Annotated in this window: 24 protein-coding genes and 2 pseudogenes; 9 read left to right on the forward strand and 17 right to left on the reverse strand. The window is 62.8% G+C overall.

The window, feature by feature from the left end; all coding sequences use genetic code 11:
* Nucleotides 1–3: 3 nt before the first annotated feature.
* Genes KHC24_RS23195 through KHC24_RS23205 form a run of 4 tightly spaced genes read left to right on the forward strand, consistent with a single transcriptional unit; the run spans nt 4 to nt 1,720 of the window.
* Nucleotides 4–429: a hypothetical protein gene (locus KHC24_RS23195; RefSeq protein ID WP_213366439.1), complete on the forward strand. Its 426-nt coding sequence runs from the start codon at nt 4–6 to the stop codon at nt 427–429.
* Nucleotides 430–438: 9 nt separating this feature from the next.
* Nucleotides 439–1,305, forward strand: a complete 867-nt coding sequence (locus KHC24_RS23200; protein WP_213366442.1) for a GIY-YIG nuclease family protein — start codon at nt 439–441, stop codon at nt 1,303–1,305.
* On the forward strand, nt 1,306–1,440 hold the full coding sequence (locus tag KHC24_RS25470; protein WP_271180521.1) for a hypothetical protein: 135 nt from the start codon (nt 1,306–1,308) through the stop codon (nt 1,438–1,440). It abuts the gene before it with no gap.
* A gap of 43 nt (nt 1,441–1,483) precedes the next feature.
* Complete coding sequence (locus tag KHC24_RS23205; RefSeq protein ID WP_213366445.1) at nt 1,484–1,720, forward strand: hypothetical protein; 237 nt, start codon at nt 1,484–1,486, stop codon at nt 1,718–1,720.
* A gap of 591 nt (nt 1,721–2,311) precedes the next feature.
* On the opposite strand, the gene KHC24_RS23210 is transcribed toward KHC24_RS23205, so the two are convergent.
* Nucleotides 2,312–5,251, reverse strand: a complete 2,940-nt coding sequence (locus KHC24_RS23210; protein WP_246547557.1) for a DEAD/DEAH box helicase — start codon at nt 5,249–5,251, stop codon at nt 2,312–2,314.
* 752 nt (nt 5,252–6,003) lie between these two features.
* Between KHC24_RS23210 and KHC24_RS23215 the strand changes: the two genes are divergently transcribed.
* Nucleotides 6,004–7,743 (forward strand): recombinase family protein, encoded by a 1,740-nt coding sequence (locus KHC24_RS23215; protein WP_213366448.1) that lies wholly within the window; start codon nt 6,004–6,006, stop codon nt 7,741–7,743.
* On the opposite strand, the gene KHC24_RS23220 is transcribed toward KHC24_RS23215, so the two are convergent.
* From KHC24_RS23220 to KHC24_RS23240, 5 genes are all read right to left on the reverse strand, one after another.
* The gene (locus tag KHC24_RS23220; RefSeq protein ID WP_213366451.1) at nt 7,721–8,074 is read right to left on the reverse strand and encodes an LLM class flavin-dependent oxidoreductase; all 354 of its coding nucleotides are present in this window, start codon (nt 8,072–8,074) and stop codon (nt 7,721–7,723) included. The two genes, KHC24_RS23215 and KHC24_RS23220, sit on opposite strands and share 23 nt — an antisense overlap.
* Before the next feature lie 75 nt (nt 8,075–8,149).
* Complete coding sequence (locus tag KHC24_RS23225; protein WP_246547558.1) at nt 8,150–8,896, reverse strand: NADPH-dependent F420 reductase; 747 nt, start codon at nt 8,894–8,896, stop codon at nt 8,150–8,152.
* Nucleotides 8,897–9,041: 145 nt separating this feature from the next.
* A complete protein-coding gene (locus tag KHC24_RS23230; RefSeq protein ID WP_213366457.1) occupies nt 9,042–9,410 on the reverse strand; it encodes a MarR family winged helix-turn-helix transcriptional regulator in 369 nt (122 codons plus the stop codon).
* Nucleotides 9,411–9,779: 369 nt separating this feature from the next.
* Nucleotides 9,780–10,205: an organic hydroperoxide resistance protein gene (locus tag KHC24_RS23235; protein ID WP_213366460.1), complete on the reverse strand. Its 426-nt coding sequence runs from the start codon at nt 10,203–10,205 to the stop codon at nt 9,780–9,782.
* Between the two features lie 13 nt (nt 10,206–10,218).
* The gene (locus KHC24_RS23240) at nt 10,219–11,097 is read right to left on the reverse strand and encodes an SDR family oxidoreductase (RefSeq protein ID WP_213366463.1); all 879 of its coding nucleotides are present in this window, start codon (nt 11,095–11,097) and stop codon (nt 10,219–10,221) included.
* A 127-nt stretch (nt 11,098–11,224) separates the two neighbouring features.
* Here KHC24_RS23240 and KHC24_RS23245 point away from each other — a divergent pair, with 127 nt between their 5' ends.
* Both KHC24_RS23245 and KHC24_RS25300 read left to right on the forward strand, forming a co-directional pair.
* Complete coding sequence (locus KHC24_RS23245; RefSeq protein WP_213366465.1) at nt 11,225–11,890, forward strand: TetR/AcrR family transcriptional regulator; 666 nt, start codon at nt 11,225–11,227, stop codon at nt 11,888–11,890.
* 91 nt (nt 11,891–11,981) lie between these two features.
* Nucleotides 11,982–12,915 (forward strand): annotated as a pseudogene (locus tag KHC24_RS25300) (IS3 family transposase); the annotation flags it as partial.
* Between the two features lie 559 nt (nt 12,916–13,474).
* On the opposite strand, the gene KHC24_RS23265 reads toward KHC24_RS25300, so the two are convergent.
* The 11 genes and pseudogenes from KHC24_RS23265 to KHC24_RS23315 all read right to left on the reverse strand — a co-directional run bounded on the left by KHC24_RS23265 (nt 13,475) and on the right by KHC24_RS23315 (nt 23,072).
* On the reverse strand, nt 13,475–14,944 hold the full coding sequence (locus tag KHC24_RS23265) for a mannitol dehydrogenase family protein (RefSeq protein ID WP_213366477.1): 1,470 nt from the start codon (nt 14,942–14,944) through the stop codon (nt 13,475–13,477).
* The gene (gene uxuA, locus KHC24_RS23270) at nt 14,941–16,158 is read right to left on the reverse strand and encodes a mannonate dehydratase (RefSeq protein ID WP_213366481.1); all 1,218 of its coding nucleotides are present in this window, start codon (nt 16,156–16,158) and stop codon (nt 14,941–14,943) included. Before uxuA ends, KHC24_RS23265 begins: the two co-directional genes overlap by 4 nt.
* Nucleotides 16,159–16,193: 35 nt before the next feature.
* Nucleotides 16,194–17,252 carry an L-idonate 5-dehydrogenase gene (locus KHC24_RS23275; RefSeq protein ID WP_213366579.1) on the reverse strand — a complete coding sequence of 353 codons (1,059 nt, stop codon included), beginning with the start codon at nt 17,250–17,252 and terminating at the stop codon, nt 16,194–16,196.
* Between the two features lie 20 nt (nt 17,253–17,272).
* Nucleotides 17,273–18,553, reverse strand: a complete 1,281-nt coding sequence (locus KHC24_RS23280) for a TRAP transporter large permease (RefSeq protein ID WP_246547562.1) — start codon at nt 18,551–18,553, stop codon at nt 17,273–17,275.
* Nucleotides 18,550–19,050 carry a TRAP transporter small permease gene (locus KHC24_RS23285; protein WP_213366483.1) on the reverse strand — a complete coding sequence of 167 codons (501 nt, stop codon included), beginning with the start codon at nt 19,048–19,050 and terminating at the stop codon, nt 18,550–18,552. The genes KHC24_RS23280 and KHC24_RS23285 overlap by 4 nt, the downstream gene beginning before the upstream one ends.
* 58 nt (nt 19,051–19,108) lie before the next feature.
* A complete protein-coding gene (locus KHC24_RS23290; protein WP_213366486.1) occupies nt 19,109–20,083 on the reverse strand; it encodes a TRAP transporter substrate-binding protein in 975 nt (324 codons plus the stop codon).
* A gap of 40 nt (nt 20,084–20,123) precedes the next feature.
* Nucleotides 20,124–20,813 carry a GntR family transcriptional regulator gene (locus KHC24_RS23295; RefSeq protein ID WP_213366489.1) on the reverse strand — a complete coding sequence of 230 codons (690 nt, stop codon included), beginning with the start codon at nt 20,811–20,813 and terminating at the stop codon, nt 20,124–20,126.
* 109 nt (nt 20,814–20,922) lie between these two features.
* Nucleotides 20,923–21,114, reverse strand: a pseudogene (locus KHC24_RS23300) (transposase); the annotation flags it as partial.
* 211 nt (nt 21,115–21,325) lie between these two features.
* Nucleotides 21,326–21,544, reverse strand: a complete 219-nt coding sequence (locus tag KHC24_RS23305) for a helix-turn-helix domain-containing protein (protein ID WP_213366491.1) — start codon at nt 21,542–21,544, stop codon at nt 21,326–21,328.
* Nucleotides 21,545–21,647: 103 nt separating this feature from the next.
* Nucleotides 21,648–22,334: a GntR family transcriptional regulator gene (locus tag KHC24_RS23310; RefSeq protein WP_213366495.1), complete on the reverse strand. Its 687-nt coding sequence runs from the start codon at nt 22,332–22,334 to the stop codon at nt 21,648–21,650.
* Nucleotides 22,335–23,072 (reverse strand): maleate cis-trans isomerase family protein, encoded by a 738-nt coding sequence (locus KHC24_RS23315; protein WP_213366498.1) that lies wholly within the window; start codon nt 23,070–23,072, stop codon nt 22,335–22,337.
* A gap of 127 nt (nt 23,073–23,199) precedes the next feature.
* Between KHC24_RS23315 and KHC24_RS23320 the strand changes: the two genes are divergently transcribed.
* Both KHC24_RS23320 and KHC24_RS23325 read left to right on the forward strand, forming a co-directional pair.
* Nucleotides 23,200–24,351 carry a M24 family metallopeptidase gene (locus KHC24_RS23320; RefSeq protein ID WP_213366501.1) on the forward strand — a complete coding sequence of 384 codons (1,152 nt, stop codon included), beginning with the start codon at nt 23,200–23,202 and terminating at the stop codon, nt 24,349–24,351.
* Between the two features lie 22 nt (nt 24,352–24,373).
* Nucleotides 24,374–25,081, forward strand: coding sequence for a GntR family transcriptional regulator (locus KHC24_RS23325; protein WP_213366504.1), 708 nt, complete (start codon nt 24,374–24,376; stop codon nt 25,079–25,081).
* Nucleotides 25,082–25,167 lie beyond the last annotated feature (86 nt).

Below are 25,167 nucleotides of genomic sequence, written 5' to 3' on the forward strand. Positions count from 1 at the left end.
ACCGTGCCCGATATCGAAGCCCCGCCGCTGAGACGCTTTGCCCGTGGCGATGCGGTCCACGTCCGAGCCCAGCAGATATGGCTCATCCTCGTCGCCCACGTGATGCTGTCGAAGCGAAACCCCAGGGCTCCGTACACTATGACTTACGGCGACCTCGCTGAGGCGATGGGCATGGATCGCCGCGCGGGCATCACGCTCGCTCGGACGCTCGGCCTTGTAGGCACATGCTGCGTCGAAAACGACCTTCCGGCCTTGAATTGCATCGTCGTCAACGAAAGCACCGATGCCCCTGGCGACCACGTGCTTACGCGCCCGGGGAAGACCTGGAAGCAGGAGCAGGCCGACATCATGCGGTTCGATTGGTTCTCGGTTCGGGTGCCGACCACGGGCACGCTGCGGAAGGTCCGGTCGGCCGAGCTCGCCGAGTAAGGAGCAGCGATGAAGCTTTTCGCGACGCGCGTATGGGGCTTCGGATTCAAGCGACTGCCGCTGGCCACCTTCGGCGTGAAGGGCCACGTCGACAGGTTGTTGCGGATGGCAGGCCGCGGCGACCGGCTTGTACTCGTTGGTACCCAGACTGAACGTACCGCCGAAGAACACCAGGGCAGAATCCTGGGCATGGCCGAGATCGGCTTCGAGCCGCTGCGGACGTTGGATTTGGTGGATCGCGGCCAGCTCGACGAGCGCGACTTCGATGAGCGCGGAAACTTCAAGTTCCCGTACGCAGTGGCCACGACACGGGTCTGGCAGTTCGAGCCGGCGCCGGTGCTGACGCAGACGCTATCGCGTCAGCTGACGATGGTGGCAACATCCGGAGTGGAGGAAATCATCGATTTCGCCGACGTCGCGGCGATCATGGCGCTGAACGCCGTCGAGATCGAACTGCCCGTCCTGCCGGCGCTGGAGCGTATGCGGCGACTGAACTATGCCCTCCGCAACACCACGGGGCCACGTCCGACCGATGCCAGCTATCATGTCAATCGGTCCGCAACCGAAGGCGAGTCGTGGACATATGGCCTTCGCTTCGGGAAGCGCGACGTCTGGAAGATCGGGTGGGCTGACGACATCGATGAGCGTTGCGCCTCCGTCAATCAGCACATCCCGATAGAACTTGGCGGTCTGGAGCAATGGGACGTGGGCTTCCATCAGCGAATGAAGAACCGCGACGCTGCCTACAAGATGGAGCAACGCGTGCTCACGCTGCTCGATTCCAAGCGCAAGGGCTTCGAACGGGTGCACTGCACCCACGCCGAGCTGCAGTCGGTGTGGACCCAGGCATTCCTTGATGTGATCCGAGGCGACTAGATGAATCTCTCCTACTTCATGCGAGAGCGCACGGCGCTGATCCGCCTGTTCTACGGCAAGGGCCGCCTGCCGTTCGAGCAGATGCAGCGCGAGATAGAGGACGAGGTGCCGCCCTGGGACCCGCCCCCCGTTTAATCCGGACACCGACAGCGCCGAGCCACCGTTCGTCGAGGAATTCATGCAGGCCGAGCACGTGAAGGAGCTCGTTGGGCTCTTCGCCGTCTCGCTTCTCGCCGATACCCTCAAGGGTTACTTCGAGGAGCTGGAACGCGATCTCGGCATTGAGTTCAAGGATGACAAGGCGCGGCGCGCCCACTTCAAGGTCGGGTGGGTCGAGGGTAATCGACAGATCATTGAGCACGTGATGAGAGAGGCATATGCGACGTGTAATGTGCGCTTCGACCTCATCGAGTAGGTCGTGCTCGCTCGCAACGACTTCACCCACAACACCGATTTCGTTATCTTCCAAGCCAAGCATAACAACAGACGCTGCTCAAGCACCGCAACCCGTTCGTCGTCGGCCCCGATCACAAGGAGCATACTGACGAGGACGCCCTGGATCTCGAGGAGACGCCGCCTTGGTGGGGCGGGCCGAAGATCGAGATCAGCGAGGAGAAGCTGATGACCGCGATCACGGAGGTCGAGAAGCTCGCCGACTGGGTTCAAGCTAACGAGAAGGTCATGTGGGACTGGCAACATCGAGGCGCTGTCCAGAGGGATTAGCGCTGACGTTCTTGACGCTCCCAATATACATGGCTGCAGTGAAATGCCTCCTTCAGCGGCCATTCAAAACGTGGCCAGAGGGCGAGCGCCCAGAAGCTTAGATCGTCACCTTCTGGGGCAAAGCGGTCGATTAAATCTCCTAAGCCGCCCGTCTGCTATTCAAATTATGCCGTTCTCGCTTCGGAGCTCCACGTACCGCTACTGCGGTGTCTGCATACGTCGAACTTCGGATCGCGTTTGACGCTGCGCTGCACACATGCTCATCGAGCGAGTACACCTTTCGTCACGGGCTGATTAACCAGGCCGCCTTCGCTGCACCGCCGCGCTGAACGTATTCCAAGCCAAACGCCATTAGATCCGCGAGATGCTCATCAATCTGGGACTGGGCGATTCCGGGCTGCACGCCATAGATCGCAAAGGTGAGCTTATCGGGGGCAGTATCCTGAAGCGCCTTCTGGATCACGGTCAAGTCGCCGACGATGAATTTCGACGGAGTGACGTGGCGGGTCAGGTGCGTCCTGTGCTCGACATGCTCCCGCAAAACGATCGGATCGCAATAGGCGACCGACTTCAGGACCTGCCCGGCAACTTCGTAGACGTCGCCTACGCGACCGCCTGACGGTTGGCCGCCGGCGCCTTTGCAGTGATAGAGTGAAATCTGGACGTGTTCGCCGTTCTGGCGGACCGCTATGTAGTCAGCTGCCTCCCCACTACGGTGATCGTATAGCAGAGCCGTGAGCCCATCGGCCGCGAGGAGATGCTTCTCGAGTTGCTGGTGAACCGTGAGTTCGCCCCCGCTCTTGGTCGTGTCATATTCAATGCCAATCGCGCACCCGGTCCAATCCAGCGTCGACGTGTCGTCGTCGGACAGCTTGTTGATCGTCACGCTCGGGGGGCTGATGAGGTTCACGCCCTGGAACGACGACTTGTCCGCTGAATAGAACACCGGCGGGTTCATCGACATCCAGGTCGAGAACTCAGTCCAGTCATCGACGCCCGACAAGACTTCGATCGCCCACTCGGGCTCGGTCTGCCGGATGATGGCGCCGCCGCCAATCTGAAACTCGAAGCCGATCCCGAGCGCGTCCGTCCCCACACGAAAGGCGAGCCTGGCACGGTCGGCCGAGACGTTGAAGTGGTCGATTTCAAGGTCGGTGACCTGAAAATAGAGCCACTGGCTGGCCCCTCGTCTAAGCCGCACCCGCGGCGCGGAGCGATAGGCAACCTTGTTCCACCCAGCGGCGATGATCTGCTCCGGCAGCATTTCGAGCGTCTTGGCGTGCTGGACGATGTCCAGCTGCGAAGAGGCGATCGTGCCACCGCCGCTCAGCCGGTGGTTCAAGGCGGTGATCCAGTCGAGATACCCGGCGACCGTCAGCCGCTGGTTGCTCCACACGCGCGAGCTGCTGCTGGCGCCGATCGTCTCGCGATCCTCTCCAACGACGCCGCTGCCGAAGAAATGGCCTTGGACATAGGCGCGGGCATCTCCGGCGGTCATCGCGCGCTCTGCCCGCGGTCCGGTCACCGTCCGATACGATTCCGTCTGGGTGTTCAGCGTCGTGTTGCGTAGGCCGACGTTGTAGAAGCGCAGGTCGGTCAGGCCGGCCAGCGCGCGGCGCGTCCGCTCGTAGCTGATCGGCCGATGCTTGTCTTCGCAAACCGTATCCATCAGGCTGATGTAGAGACGATCGGTACGCCGCGTCGACCCGATGAAGCACAGCTTACTGGTTTCATTGAAGGCAAGAAGAAACGAATCATGCCGGACATTCGCGATGACGTCCGACGTCGCCCAGTTGGGCGGCGAGTTGTCGATCGTCAGCAGAAGCGTGATCAATCCGTCTTCGGACGTCCACTGTTTGACCAGGAGTAGGTTCCGGCCGACCGTCTCTTCGAACAGTGAGAAATCGGGCCGCTCTTCGCACTCGAAAATTCGCGCGTGGGCGTAAAGCTGAAGCAGCAGCGGCGTCACCGCGTCGTAGTCCGAGTCCATCTGCCTCTTGGGCTTGAGGACCTCGAGGATCGCCCGGTTGGCTTCGGCATCCGCGATCTGCGCCTGCGCTGCGTCGTCGATCAGCTCCGCAATGTCGACGCCCTCCTGGAACAGCCGAGTATTGGCTTCCTTCAACCGGCTGACAGGCGCCACCAGGGTCGCGTCGCCGGTCGCCACATCGTTGGTTCGGGCGAAGCGACCGATGAACTGAAGGGTCGGAACCAGCGAGCGGTGCGGCGCGTGGAGGGCCGCGATTTTCAGCTTCGGGAAATCGTAGCCTTCGCCAAACATGTCGACGCACACAACGCCGTCGAGCTTGCCGTCGATCAGTTCGGCTTCGATCTCCGTCTGGCGCTTCAGCGAGAGATGGCTGGTGATCGCCGCGACCTTGGCCCCGAGCTTCTCGTAAAGCTCGCCCAGCTGCTTGGCGGAGGCGATGGTTGCGGCGCGCGCGAAGATCCGGTGATCGAAGCCGTCCTTCCTGTCATTGGCGAGTTGAGCTACGGCCGCGGCGGCGACCGCCCGGTCGACCTCTTCCTCGTTGCGGTCGTCTTTCACCACCGCCGGCTTGAAAGTGACCTTCCCGAACGCCTGCTCCCGTGACGCCTTCAACACGGGATACCAGTAAGCCAGACGTCCCGGGATCGGTTTGCGGTCGCGTCGGAACGGCGTGGCGGTCAGAAACACGACTTTCGCGCCGGCGAAGTGCGAGAGATAGGCCGACCAGGTATCGGCCGGGGCATGATGCGCCTCATCGAAAATCACGAGATCGAAAAGATCGCGCGGCGCGTCCGGGGCGACGCTTGGCGAAGTGCTCTGGGGGGTGGAGACGATCACGTCGGTCGCCCGCATCTCTTCCCATTCGGCCAAATCAACAGGGCGCCCCTTCTGGCTCAAGACGTTTGGCAAGGCCGTCAGCCCGTCGGCGATGCCAATCCTCTTGAGAACCGAAAGGGCGGCGAAGTGACCGGTGGTCTGACGGCGGAGCGCCTCGGAAGGCTCGACGATCAGGACGTTGTTTGCTTTGAGGACGAAGGGGAGAGCCATCATCAGCGCCGTCTTGCCATAGCCGGTGGGCAAGCAGAGGGTAGCCGGCTCGTCGTAAACCGAGAAATGCGAAAGCGCGGCATGCAGCGCTCCGATCTGCCCTGGCCTGAATCCACTGTTGGGAGTCGAGATGGGCTGGAACGTGATCTCGTTCGCTGAAAAGAACCCTGCCATTGCCTCGACCATAACCTAGACTAGCATTCAGGATCCTACGCAACTAATCGCAAAGATCAATATATTGCGCTTGGTTAGCAGCTAATAGCTCTACATGTGGTGACAATGCGTACGCCCCTACCGGTCGAGGCGGAAGCTGGCCGGGCCCAGTTCCGACCTACGCTCATAGACCAAGAATGGTCGCCCGAGCTTGCGCACCGGCACTCAATGCATGAACGGCGGTTGCTCAGTCGTGGTGATTGCCAAGTTAATGTCGTCTTTTTGGCCGGCATTTGACGAGTGCTCTTGGCTCAAAGGTGCGTAAATATCGTATTTCACTGAAGCCCGCTTTCGGGACACGGCCGTTACCGGATCAATGACGGGGGGGGGGGGCGCAAAGCCGCCATCCGCACGGGCGTGTCGACATGGCCGCTTCTGGCCAAGGAAGTACTGCGTATTGCAGGTCATAGATCGGCTGTTGGGCATCGGTCGCCGTCGCGTCAGTTTTAGGGATGACCAGACGCTCACATTCACCCACTCGATACACCGCATATCGATCTGCGCCGGGCCACTTGCCGGACAACCTCTACACCTACGCCGAAACACCTCCGCCTCGGCGTCGGCGGCGAACGCCCCCGGTCTCCACCCCCATGACTGTCACCGACGACTGGCCGGAATACATTCCGGTGACAGAGGCGGAGATTGCTGTCTTCGACGCGTGGTTCGGGGATATTCTCGAGGAGCTGATCCAAGGGGAATGACCGCCCGACACGAAAGGCTCTGCCATGACCGCTCCGCTGCGTGCCGCTTTGTATCTGCGCGTCTCCACAGCCCGGCAAGCCGAGCACGATGTCTCGATCCCCGACCAGCGCCGGCAAGGCGAAGCGTACTGCCAAGCTCGCGGCTATCAACTGGTCGAGACCTATGTCGAGCCGGGGGCCTCGGCGACCAATGACCGCCGGCCCGAATTTCAGCGGATGATTGAGGCGGGCACGCTAAAGCCCGCGCCCTTCGATGTCGTGGTGGTGCACAGCTTCTCGCGCTTCTTCCGCGATCACTTCGAGTTGGAATTCTATGTCCGCAAACTCGCCCGCAATGGCGTGCGGCTGGTGTCGATCACCCAAGAGATGGGCGACGACCCGATGCACGTCATGATGCGGCAGATCATGGCGCTGTTTGACGAGTACCAGTCGAAGGAGAACGCCAAGCACGTCCTGCGGGCGCAGAAGGAGAAGGCCCGGCAGGGCTTCTGGAACGGTGCTCGCCCGCCGATCGGCTATCGCGTGGTCGAGGCCGAACAGCGCGGCGCCAAGGTGAAGAAGAAGCTGGAGATCGATCCGCTCCACGCCGACACGGTGCGGCTGATCTTCGATCTCGCCCTAAATGGTGATGGCCGCTCCGGTCCGATGGGCGTGAAGGCCATCGTCAGCCATCTCAACCGCAACCGGATCTACACTCGCGAAGGTGGGCGCTGGGGAATCGGTCAGCTTCACCGGGTGCTGACTCGCCGCACCTATGTCGGCGAGCACCAGTTCAACAGCCGCTCCAAGAGCAAGCAGAAGAAGCCGGAGAGCGAGGTGGTGGTGGTCGCCGTGCCGCGGCTGATCGACACCACCGTCTTCGACGCCGTGCAGGAGCAGCTTCAGGCGCGCAATCCGAAGATCGTGCCGCCGCGCGTGGTGAGCGGTCCGACGCTGCTCACCGGCATATGCTATTGCGCCCAGTGCGGCGGGGCCATGACCATCCGTACCGGCAAGAGCGGGCGCTATCGGTACTACGCTTGCTCGATCAAGGCACGGCAGGGCGACACCGGCTGTGCCGGCCGCGCCATCCCTATGGAAACCCTCGACACTCTTGTGGCGAGCCATATCGAGCAGCGCCTCCTTCAGCCCGAGCGGCTACAAGAAATCCTCGCCTCCATGCTCACGCATCGCCAAGAGCGGCTGGAGCGCCGCTGCGAGCACATAGTCGAGCTTACTAAGCGCGCCACCGAAGCCGACCAGAGACTACGCCGGCTCTATGACGCGATCGAATCAGGCGTGGCCGACATCACCGATCCCGCTCTGAAGGAAGGGATCGACGGGCTCAAGGCGATCCGTGACCAGGCGCGCGCCGATGTGGCCCGTGCGCAAACCTCTCTTGCCACCTCAGGCGAGGACGCCGTGACGCCTGCCATGGTGGTGCGTTTCGCCGACATCGCTCGCAAGCGCATGCGCATCGAAGGCGGCGGCTATCGGCGCGATCATTTGCGCGCCTTGGCTCAGCGAGTGGAGGTCGGAGACAAGGAAGTCCGCATCATCGGATCGAAAGGAGACCTGCTCCGAACGCTGGCTGCCGTTTCAGGAGGGAAATCGGCGGGGCTAGGCGTGCCCAGTTTGGGACTGAAATGGCGGAACGGGCGGGATTCGAACTTTGGTTCGCGACACGGCTTCGTGTCGGTAAAGCGCTCCTCAGATTTCGCTCAAAAGCGAATGTCGGAATCGGTTGAGACGTGCCCGTGGCTCATGATTTTTCGAGCGCCTTGAATTGGCGTGCGAGATTGTACGGCTCGTTGAAGGTCGTCGAGCCGGTGGCGACGAGACCGATCCGCTCGGTGCCGCGGGCAACCGCGGCGAGTGTCATCATGACGTCGAGATTGAAGCCGGGAGATTCATGTTCGATGTCGGCAGCGACCGAACTGGGTCCATCGGGCAGGAACAGGAAGTGCAGCTTGCCACGCTCGGCGGCTTGCGCCTGCCGGACTTTCGCATCGAAGCTGGTATAGCTCAGGGGATCGACCCCCGACATGCGCCACGAGCCGGGCAGCGAGCCATATCCGTTGCCCAGATGCAGACCGATAATCATTTGGCGGGTCATTGGTCTCTCGCAGTCCACCGTCGGCCACGGACGATGGGGCAGCCCGCCCCATCATCCGGTGCATGATGGTGTCGATTACATGTAGAGTGCGCGGTTCAGGCGGGGCAGGTAGTCCGGATCAAGTCCGTTGGCCGCACCCTCCAGCCGCTCCATCATCGCCGCGCCGGCGAGGTCGCGACGCTTCGGCAGTCGAGCCCTTTCGGCCGCGGCCAGCGCCGGACCCATCTCGTCACGGGTCAGGTCGGTGCAATAGGCTGGTGCGCCAGGCTGCTGGTGCCACGAATCGGCGAGGCTGCCGGCGTCAAAGGCGTCCAGCCCCGTATCCTCGACCAGCGCCAGCGTGACCCGGCGATCCTCGTCCCGGTCGGCGGCGACGGGGAGTGCGATCCGGCCCGGCGCACCGACCGGCTTGCCTTTGTTGGCAAGGGACGCGGTGCCGATCGCGTTCCAGGCTTTGGCGATCGGTCGACCGAGCTGTTCGGCCACCCACAGGCTTTCGACTTGCCCTGCCTCGACGGCCTCGATCCGGTTATCGCGAGAGGGATAATAGTTGGACGTGTCGATCACGACCGTCTCGTCCGGAAGTCCGGCGAGCAGTGGCGCGACATCCGGAATCTTGTTGAAGGGGATGGAGAGGATCACGACGTCGACATCAAGGACCGCGTCCTCTGCCGTCACCGCCCGTCCGCCGGACGACAGGATATCGGGGCCGATCGTTTCGGGACCACGCGAGTTGGCGACCTTCAGGTCGTGCCCTGCCTCGCTTAACCGATGGACCAGGGTCTTGCCGATGTTGCCGGTTCCAAGAATGCCGATCTTCATGTGTGCTGTCCTTTTGCTGTTTGATTTGGAGCCGGCTTGGCGATGTGCCGCAGCCGACCGTGTCTGGGGGGATGAGGTAATGCGAAAGGAAGGCGACGCGGGGCTGGCATCGCGAGCCGCCTGCCGCCGCCGCATCGTCGATCCGTCATTTCGGATCGCTTTCGACCGCCGGCAGGGCGAAGTCGTCGAGCGTCCGACGCAGGTCGGTGGCGCCGCGTTCGTCGAGTTTGCAGGCGGTCCTGATCTGACCGCTGATCGCCAGGACGGCGGGGCGGAGCGTTTCGCCAGCGGGTGTCAGGTCGATGAGGACGCGCCGTTCGTCGGCAGTGTCGCGGACCCGCGTGACCTTTCCCGCCATCGCCAGCCGCTTCAGCAGCGGCGTGATGGTGCCCGTATCCATGCCGAGCTTTCCGCCCAGCTCGCCCACCGTGCGCGGCGTGTCGGCAAAGAGTTCGAGCAAGACAAGATATTGCGGGAACGTCAGTCCCAGCGGTTCGAGGAACGGCTTGTGCATCCGCGCCATCCGGTTGGCTGCGCGGTAAACGGCGAACGACAGCTCGTTGCCGGCCCCTGACCGATTGTCCGAGGCCGCTTCGGCTAAATCACTAGTGGGCTCTTTCATAGCGCACTAGATAGTAGCGCAAATCTGAGGATACAAGATCGCGAGGTGAGACCTTCTCCGAAGATCGATCGATTTTGGCGACAGTCGGCAACCGCCCAGTGATGGCGCCGGAGGTCGTAGTTTACGCCGATAGCAGGTAGCGCTCGCACCGGACGGGAGAGCCCGTCAGCAGTTCGACTCGGTAGCGGGACGCAGACTTGGCGATCCAGGCGCAACGGGGTCCGTCGTTCCCTTCCGTCATATCCGCGTCCCGCATTGAGATCAGGTGACCGTAACGACGATGGCCACGTCGATGTTGTCCTTCACCGCGTTCGAATAGGGGCACGTCGCATGCGCCGCCTGCACGATCTCCTCGGCCGTTGCCTGATCGACCCCGGTGATCGTAACGTCGAGCGCCACTGAAAGCGCGAAACCCCCGCTGCCATTTGGCGACAAGCCCACTTCGGCCACCACCACGATGTCGGCATCCTTCACCCTGGTCGTCTTGTTGCGGGTGACGTGGATCACCGCATTCTCGAAGCAGGCCGCATAGCCGGCCGCGAACAGTTGCTCCGGATTGGTCGCGCCGCCCTTGCCGCCCATCGTCGTGGGCAAGGCCAGCGGGAGATCGAGAAGGCCGTCCTCGCTGCGGACGGTGCCGCTGCGGCCGCCAATTGCGGCGACTTTCGTGCTGTAGAGAGTGCTCATCGTTGGGCTCCCGTCACAGCATGTCCGACATGCCGAACGAGGTGAGCATGTCGTTCTGGATCGGGCGTACGGCCTCGTTCAGTCGATGGATACCGAAGTCCAGACCCTCGGGCATTACGACTGTGCGCAATGGACGCCGCTCCGTGGCCTCGACGAGTTGCGTGATTGCATCTGCCACGCGCTGGGGCCGCGGGGGATTGGCCTCGTCCTGTCCGTCATTGGCGTGGGCCTTGATATGACCCGGGATCGTCGCAACCTCGCCGTAGGATGCAAGGACGGCCTGGTCGGATGGCTCTGGGCTCGACGAGATGAGGTTGCTGGGGAATGGCCCCGGCTCGACGATGACGGAGTCGATTCCGAAGCCCTTCAGTTCATACCGATAGGCTTCGGCAAGCCCCTCGAGTGCAAACTTGCTTGCTGAGTAGGTGCCGAAGAATGGAAAGACCACCCGGCCCATCAGGGACGTCACGTGAACGAGGAGCCCGCTGCCGGCGGCACGCATATGCGGCAGCACGGCGCGGTCTGCCCGCACGGCGCCAAAGAAATTGACCGCAAACAGCCGCTCGATATCTGCCACCGTGTAGGCTTCCGTTATCCCCACAGGCATCAATCCGGCATTGTTGACCAGAACATCGATCTTTCCATGCTGCTTGAAGACTTGGTCGATTGTGGAATTGACCGAGGCCTCGTCGGCGACGTCCATCTCCAGCACCTGCAGCGCATGTCCTTCGGCTTTAGCCGCGTCGATAAGGTCCTTTCGGACCTTGGCATTTCTTCCTTCGATGTCCCGCATGGTCGCAACCACCGTATGACCTCGCCTTGCGAGTTCCAATACCGTGAGATTTCCAAAACCACTGCTCGCACCGGTCACAACAACGACTTTTCCGCTCATCTCAAGTCCCTTCTCTGTTTTCCTCAGCGCTCAGCTAGCTATATATACAGACCTGTCTACCCTTGCAATCGAAAAATAGACAGATTAGTCTGTCTTTGTGCGAGCGAAGAATTTGAGGTGAAGGAAAATGAAAAAGCGCGGCGTGCGTGCGTTCATGGATGTGGATGGGCGATCGCTTGACGCCCTTGCCCCGCGAGAACGCATCTTGAAGACGGCGTCGGACCTGTTTTACCGGCTCAGCATCAACTCCGTCGGGATCGATCGGATCATTGCCGAAAGCGGCGTGGCCAAGATGACCTTCTACAAGCACTTTCCGTCCAAGGCCGACCTCATCGCTACCTATCTGCGTTATAAAAGTGATGCGTGGTTTCAGATGCTCGCAACCGCGACCGAAAGAGCCGGCCTATCGCCGCTGGAGCGCGTTCTCGCCATTTTTGACGCACTGGACGAGCCTTTGCGTGCGCCGTCTTTCCGCGGCTGCCCCTTCGTGAAGGGACTGGCCGAATTCGGGCCGGAGGCTAACTCCCCGGACGTACAGGCGACAATCTCCGAGTACTTCAAGCAATTGCACGACTTTGTTGCGTCACTCGTCGCGCCTTTGGCATTGAACGAGTCCGAAAAAGCCGTGGTTCAGATCTTGTCGCTCGTCCATGGCTCAATCGTGATCGCCCAATCGACACGCGATCCCGCCTTGGTGGAGGCAAACCGCGATGCGGCCAGAGTGTTGCTGGAAGATAAGTTGATCTCGTCGTCTGAACCCGGAGCTCGTGTGAACGTGGGACAGGCGGTCTAACGCCGCAAAAGGCGACACTCCGGACTGAGGTGGTCCCCGACAATCGGACAGGGAGTTAAGCTTGGTTCGGCCTGACGGAGGGACGAGCCCGATGACCGGGAAGAGGAAGCGAAATTCAGCTGAGTTCAAGGCGAAGGTGGCCCTGGAGGCGCTGCGCGGGGAGCAGACAGTGGCGCAGCTGGCGGCGAAGCATGGCCTCCACCAGACCATGATCAACGCCTGGAAGAAGCAGGCGGTCGAGGGGATGGCGACGGTGTTCTCCGGCAAGGCGCAAGCCGCCGACGGCGCCCGCGAGAGCGAGATCGACCAGATCCATGCCAGGATCGGCCAACTGGTGGTGGAACGGGACTCTTTGCGTCGGGCCTCCGGGCGATGAGCGTGGGGGCCAAACGCGAGATGATCGAACCAGATCATCCTGAACTGCCGATCACGCGCCAGTGTGCGCTGGTCGGCATCAGCCGATCGGCCTTCTACGGCAGCCCGCGGACCGAAAGCCCCGAGAACCTTGCCATCATGCGGGCGATCGACGGCCAGTTCCTCGAGACGCCCTGGTACGGCTCGCGGCAGATGGTGCGCCATCTGCGCCGGCAGGGACATGAGGTCGGGCGCAAGCGCGTGCGGCGCCTCATGGCCCGGATGAGGCTGGCCGCCATCTACCAGCGGCCGAAGACCACGGTGCGCGCGCCCCCCCGCAGCACCGCATCTTCCCCTATTTCCTTCGGACCATGGTCATCGACAGGCCCGATCAGGTCAGGTGCGCCGACATCACCTACATCCCGATGCGGTGCGGGTTCCTGTACCTGGTCGCCATCATGGACTGGCACAGCCGCAGGGTTCTGTCCTGGCGACTGTCCAACACCATGGAGTTGGACTTCTGCATCGAGGCGCTGGAGGAGGCCTTGTCCAGGTTCGGGCGGCCGAGCATCTTCAATACCGACCAGAGTAGCCAGTTCACCAGCCCGCGCTTCACCCAGGTGCTGCTGGACGCCGGCGTGCGGATCTCCATGGATGGCCGCGGCCGGTGGCCGCCCTGCGCACAGCCATTGAAAAGCGGAGACCGCCTCCCAACTATATCCACCACACGGACCGTGGCTCGTAATACGCGGCCGGGCTACCGGCAGGCGCTCGCCGAACACGGTCTCGTCGGATCGATGAGGCGCCGCAGCAATCCATACGATAACGCCAAGGCCGAGAGCTTCATGAAAACGCTCAATGTCGAGGCCGTCTATCCTATGGCCTACGAGATTTTCGACGATGTGCCGCCGATCTTCCGCGCTTCATCGATCAGGTCTACAACGCAAGCCGACTACATTCCGCGCTCGGCTATCTCAGCCCGCAGCAGTTCGAGGATCAACACGCCCGGCTCTCGGTCAAAACCGCAGCCTGATCCTGTCTACCCGCAGGGGCGCACTCCAGCCCGGACGAGATACTCCATCGCTGTCTGACACCTAAATGGGCGTTCTTGCCGACCAGCGGCGCGGGTGCCGCGATAGACGGTGCTCCGTTCGGCCTTAGCGTACGATTTCGCACTGCTCTTGTTCCGACCTCAGCATCGCCTCGCCAACGGAAAGAAGACCCATCGCCTTACTCAGCATCCAGCATTGCTTCCTGGGTAATGACCGCCGTCATGCCCTCGCGCAGGATAGCGTCAAGAGACTCCTCCAGCCTTGCGCCAAATGCCCCGGTACTCATGGCTTCAGGCAGAACGTCAGGGCAGGCGGCGGCGATGGTCGCAAGCAGCGTCGCCGCATCCCTTCTGCCGGAGACCGCCGCGATAAGCGCATCGGCCCGCGGATCATCAACGCGAATTGGAGCACCGCAGGCATCTCGGCGGGCGAGATAGGCGACCCAGCTTGACAGCGCGAAGGCGAAGGGTCGGACCGGCGAACCGGCCTCCATCGCTTCCATTGCGGGTGCGGTGATGCGCTGGGGCAGTTTCTGCGTGCCGTCCATTGCAATCTGCGCGGTAGCATGGGCGATCGAGGGGTTGGTGAAACGCTCGGCGAGAGCCGTGGCATAAGCATCGAGATCAATTGCCAAGCCGCGCACAGTGGCGGCGGCGGCCTTCAGATGACGGCGCACCAGAACGGCATGGGCCGGATCGGCCATCACGTCCCGCACATAGGCCTTGCCCGAGAGCTGACCGCTATAGGCGAGCATGGAATGCGCGCCATTGAGCATACGCAGCTTCATCTGTTCGTAAGGGCCGACATCCCGAACGAACAGAGCACCTTCGAGCTCCCACTCCGGGCGGCCAGCGCTGAAATCGTCCTCTATCACCCATTGCCGGAAAGGCTCGGTTTCGACCGCAGCAATATCTTCATGCCCGGTGAGCTGCTGCGCCGCGGCCAGCGTGTCGCGCGTGGCAGCCGGGGTGATGCGGTCCACCATGGTCGAGGGAAAGGTGGCATGGGCCGCGATCCAGCCGGCAAGATCGTGCGGGTAGGTCGCGTCAGCGAATTCAAGAACCGCCCGGCGCAGCTTCTGCCCGTTATGTGAGAGGTTGTCACAGCTAAGAACGGTGAAAGCAGGCAGGCGCGCCGCTCGCCGCGCGGCGAGCGCCGCGACGATCAGCCCGATCACGCCGGCCGGCGCCTCGGGATGGGCTAGGTCAGCCGCAACCGCTGGATGGGTACGATCGAGAGCGCCGTCGCTGGCTATACCGTAACCCTTCTCGGTCACGGTAATCGAGACGATCCGGCAGCCGGGACGGGACATCGCGGCCAGCGCGCAGCTTGCCATACGCGGGCCGGCGATCACATGCTTGAGCGCGCCGATCACCCGAGCATGGGTCTCCAGCCCACGCTCGATCAACACATAGCGTCCATCCTGTGGATTCAGCGCCTCGGCGACCGCTGTTCCCCGCAACGAAACGCCGATCACCCGCCAGTCGCCACCGCGCCGCGCCAGCACCTTGTCGGTATAGTCGAGGAGATGCGCCCGAGCGAAATTGCCGAGCCCGAGATGCACGATGCCGGCCCGATACTCCTCCGGGCGGTAACGCGGCCAGACGGCTGCTCCGGCGGAAAAAGCCGTTGCGGAAAGCCTGTTCATTGCCGAGCCCGCGGAAGCGGATGCGACAGGGCGATCATGATCCCACGCAGTTCGGCCAGCCCTTTCAGGCGTCCGATCGAAGGATAACCCGGCTGGCCGCCCCGGTTGAGATCGTCGAGGATGTTCTGGCCATGGTCGGGGCGGAACGGAATGTTCCAGTCGGCGCGCCCGGCCGTCTTGCGCCGACCTTCCTCGGCAAGGATAGCGGCGATCATCGCCACCATGTCGGTATTGCCTTCCAGATGTGCCGCCTCATGGAAAGAGCCGCCTAGATGGCGTGCCTCCAGCGCCACATTGCGCAAATGGAGGAAGTGCACCCTGCTGCCGAGGCGATCCATCATATCCGGCAGATTGTTGTCCGCGCGCGCGCCCAGCGAGCCAGTGCACAGCGTGATGCCATTGGCCGGAATATCCACGGCTTCCATCACCGCGCGGTAATCGGCCTCCGTCGACATGATGCGCGGCAGTCCGAGCAGCGGGAACGGTGGGTCGTCGGGATGGCAGCACAGCCGCATGCCGATCTCTTCGGCGAGCGGGCTGACCTCCGCGAGAAAGTCGACCAGATGCTGGCGAAGGGTGCTCGGCGAGATGTTGTCATAGCGTGCCAGGTGGGCCTTCACATCCTCCATCGACATCGCCTCGGCCGAACCGGGAAGACCAAAGACAACGTTGCCGGCAAGCTCGCACCTGCGGGTGTCCGACATGCTGGAAAAGCGTTCCCGGGCGGTCTCGACGAGCTCGGGCTCATAGCCCTCCATCGCACCGGCCCGCTCCAGGATGAACAAGTCGAAAGCGGCGAAATCAATGGCGTCGAAACGCATGCAGGTGGCGCCGCTCGGCAGGCGGTAGGCGAGGTCCGTGCGTGTCCAGTCGAGGATCGGCATGAAATTATAGCAGATCACCTCGATGCCGGCCGCGCGCAGGTGGCGCATCGAGGTCTTCCAGTTGGCGATATGGTCGCGCCATTCGCCGCTTTGCCGCTTGATGTCCTCGGAAACCGGAAGGCTCTCGACCACATCCCATGTGAGGGTGGAGGGCGCGCCATCCGTCATGGTGGCGATCTCGGTCTGACGCCGGGCAATCTCTTCCGGCGTCCACACCGCCCCGGTCGGCACATGATGAAGGGCCGACACCACGCCTTCCACATCCGCCTGCCGGATGTCGTCGATGGAGCAGAGGTCCTTGGGGCCGAACCAGCGCCAGGTTTGTCTCATGAGGTCGTCTTTCGTGTTTCGTGTCGAACGTGCGGTCAGCTGGCAGCGAAGGCAAGTTGCACTTTGACCGAGGCCGAGCGGTCGGAGGCCGCGTGGAAGGCCGCGAGCGCTTCACCGATCGGATAGGTCGAGGTGATGATCGGGCGCGGATCGATGGCGCCGGATCCGATCAATTCAGCCGCCTCGGCGAACTCGCTGTCGAAGCGCTGCGAGCCGACAAACAGGATTTCCTTGCCCACCATCACGTTGAGCGGCAGGGGCGTCGGGCCGGCGACGCCGACCTGCACCAGGGTGCCGAGCGGACGCAGCACGCTGACCGCATCGCGGATCGCCGCCGCCGCCGCCGAGCACTCGAACACCAGGTCGACCTTGCCCTTGCCTTCCTGCCAGCGGGCAAGCCCTTCCGGCTCGCGGGCGGTGTTGACGATGTGGTCCGCACCCATCTTCCGGGCAATGGCGAGCGTCGCATCCTGAATATCGGTGACGAGGATCTCGGCCGCGCCACGCTGGCGGGCGACCGCGACGCACAGCACGCCGATCGGCCCGGCACCCGTCACCAGCACGGTCTTGCCCTTCAGGCTTCCCGAGACCGCCTCGCCGCGATTGGCGGCGTGCAGGCACACCGCGAGCGGCTCGCTGCACGCGGCGGCGCCGGGCGAGACGCCCTCCGGCATCGGGAAGCACTGGGCGGCGCCGATGACGAGGTGATCGCGGAACATACCCTGTTCATGGGGCAGGTACATGGCCGAGCCCTTGAAGCGCATGTTCATGCAATGGCGCGGCAGGCCCTTGCGGCAGAACTCGCATTCCCCGCAAGGGTGCGAGGGGTTGACCGCCACGAGTTGGCCGACCTTGAGCCGCTCCACGCCGAAGCCCAGCGCTTCGATGCGGCCGGCCACCTCATGGCCGAGAATGATCGGCTCGCGCACGCGGATCGTGCCGATGCCGCCCTCGTGCCAGTAATGCAGGTCCGAGCCGCAGATGCCGCCGGCCAGCACGGCCACGCGCACCTCGCCGGCCTGAAGGTCGGCGACCTGCAGGGTTTCGATCCGTAGGTCGTCCTGCGCATGGAGGCGAACCACGCGGCTGGGAATTTCATCGCTCATGACAGACCTCACGGCATCAGCAGGTTGGGCAGCCAGGTCGCGAGCGGGGCGAAATAGCTGACCATCAGAAGGACGATGATGTTGGTGATGATGTAGGGCACGATGGCCTTGATGACCGGGGAGAGCGGCAGCCGCGCGATATTGGCCGCCACGAACAGGCACACGCCAACGGGCGGCGTCGTCAAGCCGATCATCAGGTTCAGCACGGCGAAACAGGCGAAGTGCAGCGGATCGATGCCGACCGCGGTCGCCAGCGTGAGCAGCGGCACGAACAGGATGATCAGCGCCGCGATCGTCTCCATGAACATGCCGACGAACAGCAGCAGGATGTTGATCAGCAGGATGACGACGAACTTGTTGTCGGTGATTGACAGCACGGTATCGGCGAGCATCTGCGGGATGCGCTCGGCCACCAGGATCCAGCCGAATACATTGGCCGTGCCGACCAGCACGAGGATTCCCGCCGAACTGATGGCGCTGTCGATGATGATCTTCGGAATCCGGCTGACGGGCAGTTCGCGATAGACGAAGAGGCCCACAACGACCGCGTAGAGACAGGCGACGATGGCCGTCTCGGTCGGGGTGGTGATGCCGAGCAGCAGGCCGCCGACGATCAGAACCGTCATCGCGATGGCCCAGATCGCCCCCGCGAAGGAGGTGAACAGTTCGCGCAGGCCCTTGAACGGCTCGCGCGGGAAGGCGTGCTTTTTCGCGAGGAAATAGGTGGTGACCATCATGGCGAGCCCCATCAGCACACCGGGCACCGCGCCTGCCAGGAACAGCTTGCCGACCGAAAGACCGGACAGCGAGCCGACGATGATCATCGGCACGCTCGGCGGGATCATCGGGCCGACGGTCGAGGAGGCCGCCGTGACCGCCGCCGAGAAGGCAGCGGGGTACCCCGCCTTTTTCATGCCGGGAATCATCATGCCGCCGACCGAGGCGACGTCTGCAACTGCGGTACCCGAAATGCCGCCGAACAGCATCGAGGCGGCGATGTTCGCCTGGGCAAGGCCGCCGCGCATCCAGCCGACCAGCGCGTTGGCGAAGCGGATGATGCGTTCGGTAATGCCGCCGGAATTCATGAGATTGCCGGCCAGGATGAAGCCGGGGATGCAGAGCAGCACGAAGCTGTCCATACCGGCATACATCTTCTGGGGAATCACCACGAGGGGGATGTCCGCGAAGACGAGATAGGCCATCGAGGAGATGCCGAGTGTGACCGCGACCGGCAGGCCAATGGCAAGCCCGATCACGAAGGTGCAAAGCAGCAGTGTGAGGCCCATCATTCGTCCCCTGACATCGGAATTGGGCGACCGTCATGGCGACGGGACAGCATCTCGTAGACGCGCATCAACGCCCACAGCGCGAGGGTGACGAACAGGACCAGCATGGCGGCGTGGATGAAATCCATGCGCCAACCGAGCGAAGGAGCGGTCTGACGCACGCCGATCGAGGTGTAGTCCCAGGCCGCGGGGATGAGAACCAGGGCGAAACCGGCGGTGAGCAGCGCGCAGAGGAACCGCAACATCCAGGGCTGACGACCCGGCATGCTCTCGCAGAGAAGGTCGACATTGACCAGGTCGCCACTGCGAAGCGCCAGACCGGCACCGAGGGCGCCGATATAGATCAGGCAGAACCGTGTCAGTTCCTCGGTCCACACAGGGGCGGAGGCAAGGAAGGTTCGGGCAAACACCTGCAGCAGCACCGAGCCCGACAGCACGAGGAATGCCGCCAGGATCAGGAGGCGGCACAGCCCCTCCAGCCCTTTGAACAAACGTGTCATGAATGCCTCCGCGCGCGGACCGGCCGGCTCACCGGTGGAGCCGGCCGGAACGGGCGTGTCAGTTGCTGTTGAAGATCTGCTCGGCAAGCGGGCGAATGGAGGCGGGTACCGCCTTGATCACGGCATCGCGAGCCTTGGCGGCAAACGCTTCCTTGTCGACATCGACAAATTTCACGCCGCGACCTTCCAGATCCTTGACCAGCGCCGCCTCGTCGGCGAGAAACAGCGCGCGCTCATGGACCTGCGTACGCTTGGCGGCTTCCGTGACCGCCGCCTTGTCCTGGTCCGACAGCTTGTTCCAGGTCCTCTCGGAGATGACGAGGTAGATCCAGGACCGGACATGCTCGGTCTTGTTGATGACCTTCTGCACCTCGTAGAAGCCGCCCGACTTGAACAGGGCGAGGGGGTTCTCCTGGCCGTTGATCGTCCCGTTCTGCAGCGAGGTAAACACTTCCGAGAACGCCATCGGGGTCGGGTTGGCGCCCATGGCCTGCCACGCCGCGACGAAGATCGGCACATTCGGGACACGCAGCTTGAAGCCCTTGAGCTCGTCCGGCGTCTTGATTTCCTTGTTGGCGGAAAGATTGCGCGGACCGCGCGCGAAATAGGTGAGCGGGCGCACGCTCGCCTTCTCGATGATCTCGGCCTCGATCTGCTTGCCGATCTCGCCGGAAGCGACCTTGTCCATGTGCTCCAGCGAGCGATAGCCATAGGGCAGCGCCAGCAGCGCCGCCTTGGGCGCCCAGTTCTGCAGGCTCTCGCCCGTGATCGTCATGTCGGCGGTGCCGAGTTGCATGCCGTTGATGAGGTCCATCTCCTTGCCGAGCGACTCGTTGGGATAGACCTGTACTTTCACGCGGCCATCGGAGAGGGCCTGAACCTCTTCGCCGAACTTCAGGGCCGCCTTGTGCCAAATGTTGTCCTCATTGGCGAGGTGGCCAAGCTTGAGGGTGACGTCCGCCATGGCGGCTCCGCCGAGCAGTGCGAGGGTGGCACAGGCGGCGGCGAGTCGAGTAATTGTCTTCATCTTCATCGTTTCCTCCTCGTTTTTGATTTCCGGCGGGGGGCCGGGACTAGCGGAAATATTCGGGGTGTTCCTGCTCGATGACCGGCAGGTCCTGCTGAATCCCCTTCAGGTGAAAGCGGATTGCCTGTTCGGCGCCGCCTGCGTCGCCCTCTGCAATGGCGTCGACCAGTTGCGTATGCTGATCGACAAGGCGCGCGACGGAGAAATGCATGCTGGAGAGGAAGCGCACACGGTCCATTTGCGCCTTCATCTCGACGATCACCCGCCAGGCGTTTTCCTTGCCGGCCCCGGCTGCAAGCGTGTGATGAAAAGCCTCGTCGGCTTCCATGAAGTCACGAGCCGAGCCGCCGATAATGTCGCGCTGACGGACGAGGTGGTTGCGCAGATCAGCGATCAGCGTCGGCTCGGGCGCCTGCGCCAGCAGCTTGACAATGTCGGCTTCCACAGCTTCGCGCACGAACCGAGCGTCCATGACGGCAAGCCGGGAAATTTTCGCGACGAAGGTGCCGCGCTGCGGGCGGATTTCGAGCAGCCCTTCATTGGCGAGCTTGATGAAAGCTTCCCGTACAGGCTGACGGCTTACGCCGTAATGCTGCGCAATTTCGGTCTCGGAGATGCGAGCGCCGGGGCTGAGGTCGTTGTCGATAATTGCACCGCGCAGGGTCGCATACAGCTGATCCACGACGCTCACACGCATCGTTTGCAATGATGCGGTGTCTGGTCTGGCAAGTTGCATCTCGTTGTTTCCTACCTTCGAAGACCTTCTTGCATACTACCATACAAGTCAAGAGAGCATGTCGATTCTGTTGTTTCCTGAGGTCAGGCGCCCCGAACATCCACCTCGGCTCCACCTTCAGCTTGGCCACTTCCCTGCACAGCCGGTCAATCTCGAGCTGCTCGGGCTTCATCTGACCCTGCCCGGGAAAGGCATGCTGAGGATCCGTCTTCACCTCGCGAGCCCATTTACGCAGCACGTTCTCGTGGACATCCAGGTCGCGGGCAGCCTGCGCAACGGCAACGCCCCGATCCTTCACCAATCTTACAGCCTAAAGCTTGAACTCGCGGCTGAACCTCCGTCGTTGCATTCCCGCTCTCCAGTCCCGTTGAACACCTTATCTCGGTGTCCACGGAACCGGCAGCAGGCCAATCCGAACTTCACGGGTCGCGCCCCAACGGGCGCAGCAGTGACTAAGACCACGCCCGGGTCAGGCCCCCGGCCTCACCGGCCGGGGTCAGCTGGACGGCCCCTCACTTCTCATCAGGGGGCAGAACGAGCGCGACATGGCTGACATCCAGAGCGCGGGCAAGCTCATAGAGTGTGATGATCGTCGGATTGCGCCGGCCCCGCTCAAGGCCACTCAGATATTGCTGGCTCAGACCCGAGCGCTCGGCAACCTGTTCCTGCGTCAGGTCCTTGGCCTGACGCAGGCGGGCGAAATTTCGTCCGACCAGCTTGCGCATATCCATGCGCAAACCGATCGCAATTCTGTCACGTCAAGTTTATCAACTATAATATGTAAGCGCAGAGGGCTGGATACGACGTGTCCCGCGTTCGGCCAGACCGACGGAATCAATCCGCCATGTGTGCGCTGGCGACGCGATGCAGGCCAAAGGCGATGTGGTTGCGCTGGATATAGCCGACCGCCCTGATGTCGCCGGCTCGTAATGCGCCCGCGATCTCGTTGAGCTCGCTGGCCAGATCGGCGAGCTGCTCCTCGAAGAAGGCTTCGATCACGCTGTACCAGATGCGCGAGGCCTGGAAGTAATAGCGCTCATGGGTCTCGCGCAAAGCGAGATTGGCGATGAGCCGGTTGGTGGCATGATGGAGCTCATGATTGAGCTGCCAGAACGCTTCCATGTCCCGTTGGCCTTTCAGGACCTCCAGTCGGTCCTGAAGCGCCAGGATCGTGGAGAGGGCCCGCGGCACCTCTTCTTCCGCAGGGAACTCGCCCATCATTTCGCTCAGGCGCAGCCGGAACGCGTAGATATCGCGGAAGGCGTTCGGATCGACGCCCGTCACCATGGTTCCGACGCCATTGCGGGTCTCGGTGAGCCCGTCATATTCCAGCCGCTGCAGCGCCTGGCGCACCGGCGTGCGACTGACCGTGAACTCTTCGGCGAGTTCGTGCTCGCCGAGCAGCATCCCCGGGGGATAGCGCAGCAGACAGATCCGGTCGCGCAAGGCCCGGTAGATGTCCGTGACCTGACCGCGCGGTGCCCGCGTCCTTGAGGTCTCGTTCGTCGCGCTCTCGTTCACTCAATGCTCCCGAAGCAGAATGCCATAATCATCCCGCTGGTCCGCGATCCCGGCAAGACGCAGGCAGTCCCACATCATCGCCTGATTGCTGGTCACGACCGGTTTTCCGAGCCTGCGCTCGAGCTCCTCGATCACGTCGAGGGAGCGCAGGGCGCCACAGCTGATGAACAGCGCCTCTGCTTCGGGACGATCGACGCTGAGGGCAAAATCCAGAATGGCTTCCGGCGTGACCCTCACCATATCGGCGTCCTTCTCGATGCCCAATCCCTGCATGTGAACGATATCGAAGCCGCGCGCCGTCATGTAGCTGCGCTCAATGGCATCGACCTCAGAGAGATAGGGGGTGGCGATGGCGATGCGCTGCACCTTCAACGCCTCCAGCGCCCGCATCACCGAGGTGATCAGCGAGGTCGCCCGGGCCGTTGGCTTGCCGCGGTTCAGCTCCGCAAGGACCCGTTCCTCGCCGATGACGACGCTGCCCGAGGTGCAGGCATAGCAGACGACATCAAGCGGCTCGTCGGGCAGTAGGAGGCTAGCGGCATCGGCAATGCCTGACGCCATGGCCGCCAGCGTGTCGACGCTGACGCGGTTCGCCATGCGCGCGCGGGTGAAGTGAATGCCTACGCCCTTGGGGCGGAGCGTGAACATGTCGTCTTCGATCGTCTGCTCCATCGCCAACAGCACGAAACCGATCTTTGCCCGGTGATGGCGACCAGCATCGCTCTTGATCTCACGCACGCCCTGCCTCCTTGATGTATGCAGATATGGAAGAACTCCCGGACAGCACAGTCATAATTCCTTTATTGACAACGTAATTCGCGTCTCTCTATCGTGAGGCACACCATAGCTGCATACAGGTTGGCAAATGACAAGCCCCTTTGAGATGCGCACGCATCTTCTCGCGCGGTCTCTCGAGAGCGCCGGCATCGGACTGGCCCTTCTCAGTGATCCGGACTCGATCGCCTATTACGGGAGCTATTGGAATTATCTCGGCATGGAATTCGGGCGGCCGACGGTGATGATCGTGCGTCCCGGTCAGGCTCCGGTGATCCTCACTCCGCTGATGGAATCGGAAATGTGCGCCGCCATGAGCTGGGTCGGGGACATCCGACCCTGGACCGACGGCGGCCGGGAATGGCGGGACCTGCTCATTGGCCTGTTGGGCAACCCCGCAACGGCCACGCCGATCGGGATCGAAACGGCCCGGCTGCCGAATGTGATCGCCGCCGAGATCAGGGAGCAACTTCCCGCGCGCATCCTGACGGATATTGCTCCGCTGATCGCCGAGCAGCGCATGATCAAGTCTCTGGACGAGGTCGCCATCATGCGCCAGGCCGGCACGGTCGCGATCGCCATGATGGATGCGGCCGCAGATGCCATCGGTCCCGGTGTGCCCGAATATGAGATCGCGCTCGCCGCCATGCAGGCCGGCACGCGCCGGGCCGCTTCCCTGCTGCGCGATCCGCAGGACCGTTATGTCTCGCCACTGATCCACAATCTGCAGATCCTGCAGTCAGGCACGGACACCTGCATGGTCCATAGGCGCGCCGGCGTGCGCCGGCTGGAATCCGGCGATCCTGTCTATCTGTGCTTCTGCGGCATGGTGAGTTTCCGCAACTACAAGCTCGGCTTTGATCGCCAGTTTTATGTAGGAGCTGTGACCGATGAGCAGGCGTCCATCCAGGAAGCCGCTCTGGCCGCCCAGCGCGCGGCGCTGGCCACGATCCGCCCAGGCATACGCTGCGAGGCAGTCAATGCCGCAGCGGAAGAGGCCTATGCGGCAGCCGGCTTTTCACCCGGCTATCGCACCGGCCGCTCGGTCGGCATGTCGCTGCTGGAGGCGCCGGAACTCAAGCGCGGCGAAACACGCGAGCTACGGGCCGGCATGACCTTTGCCGTCGATGGCGGCATTACCGTGCCCGGCAAGGGCGGCGGACGCATCGGCGACTCCATCGTCGTGACCGAGGACGGTTTCGACTATCTCACGCCCTATCCCCGCAACCTGAAAGTTCTTTGAGGAAGGGGCCGTAGACGCGAGGATGAAACGTGACGGGGACCGCTTTCACCCGGGATCGCGGCCATCAGGATGTCTCGGCGGGGACCGGCGGCATCAGGTCTACCGCGCCCTGAAGACACGGGCGCTGCTCTACAGGTTCCGTCCTGGGCAGCATCTGGCCGTCGTCGAACTGTCGGATCAGCTGAAGGTCAGTAATACGCCCGTGCGTGAGGCGCTGATCCGCCTGCATGCCGAAGGTCATATCGCTGCTGTTCCCGCGCGAGGTTTCTTCGCTCGCGAACTTCGCCTGCGCGAGATGCAGGAAATCCACGACCTCCTGCAACTCCTCCTCCGACACAGCCTCGAAGTGGGGGCATTTCAAGCTTCATTGCGCCCTTTGCCCGACCTGGGACCTCCCCCCTTGACGCCGTGCGATCCAAGGACGGCCGTTGCGCTGGCCCGCCGAACCGAAGCCTTGTTCATCGCCATGAGCCGATATACGGGCAGCGATGTGATCGAGCGCAACGTGATCGATCTGTGCGAGCGGACCCATCATGTTCGCCGCTGTGCCTATCGATCATCCGATCTGACCGTGCCGCTGCATGCCTCACTCACCGCCCTCGCCTCCGCGCTGGCCGACGGAAAAATGGGGGCGGCTGTGATCGCTCTGAATGATCATTTCAGGGTTCTTGAGGCGGCGCTGCCGGATCTGGTCATGCGCGCGCTCGCGACGTCCTTGATGCAGGACTAACGCGTGTGATCGGGAAGGACATCACCTCGATCACGTCATGCCCGGAAAGGCGGCTACTATGGATCTCAATATCCCCACTGATCGTC

This window comes from Ancylobacter defluvii (assembly GCF_018390605.1).
Taxonomy (GTDB): Bacteria; Pseudomonadota; Alphaproteobacteria; order Rhizobiales; family Xanthobacteraceae; genus Ancylobacter; species Ancylobacter defluvii.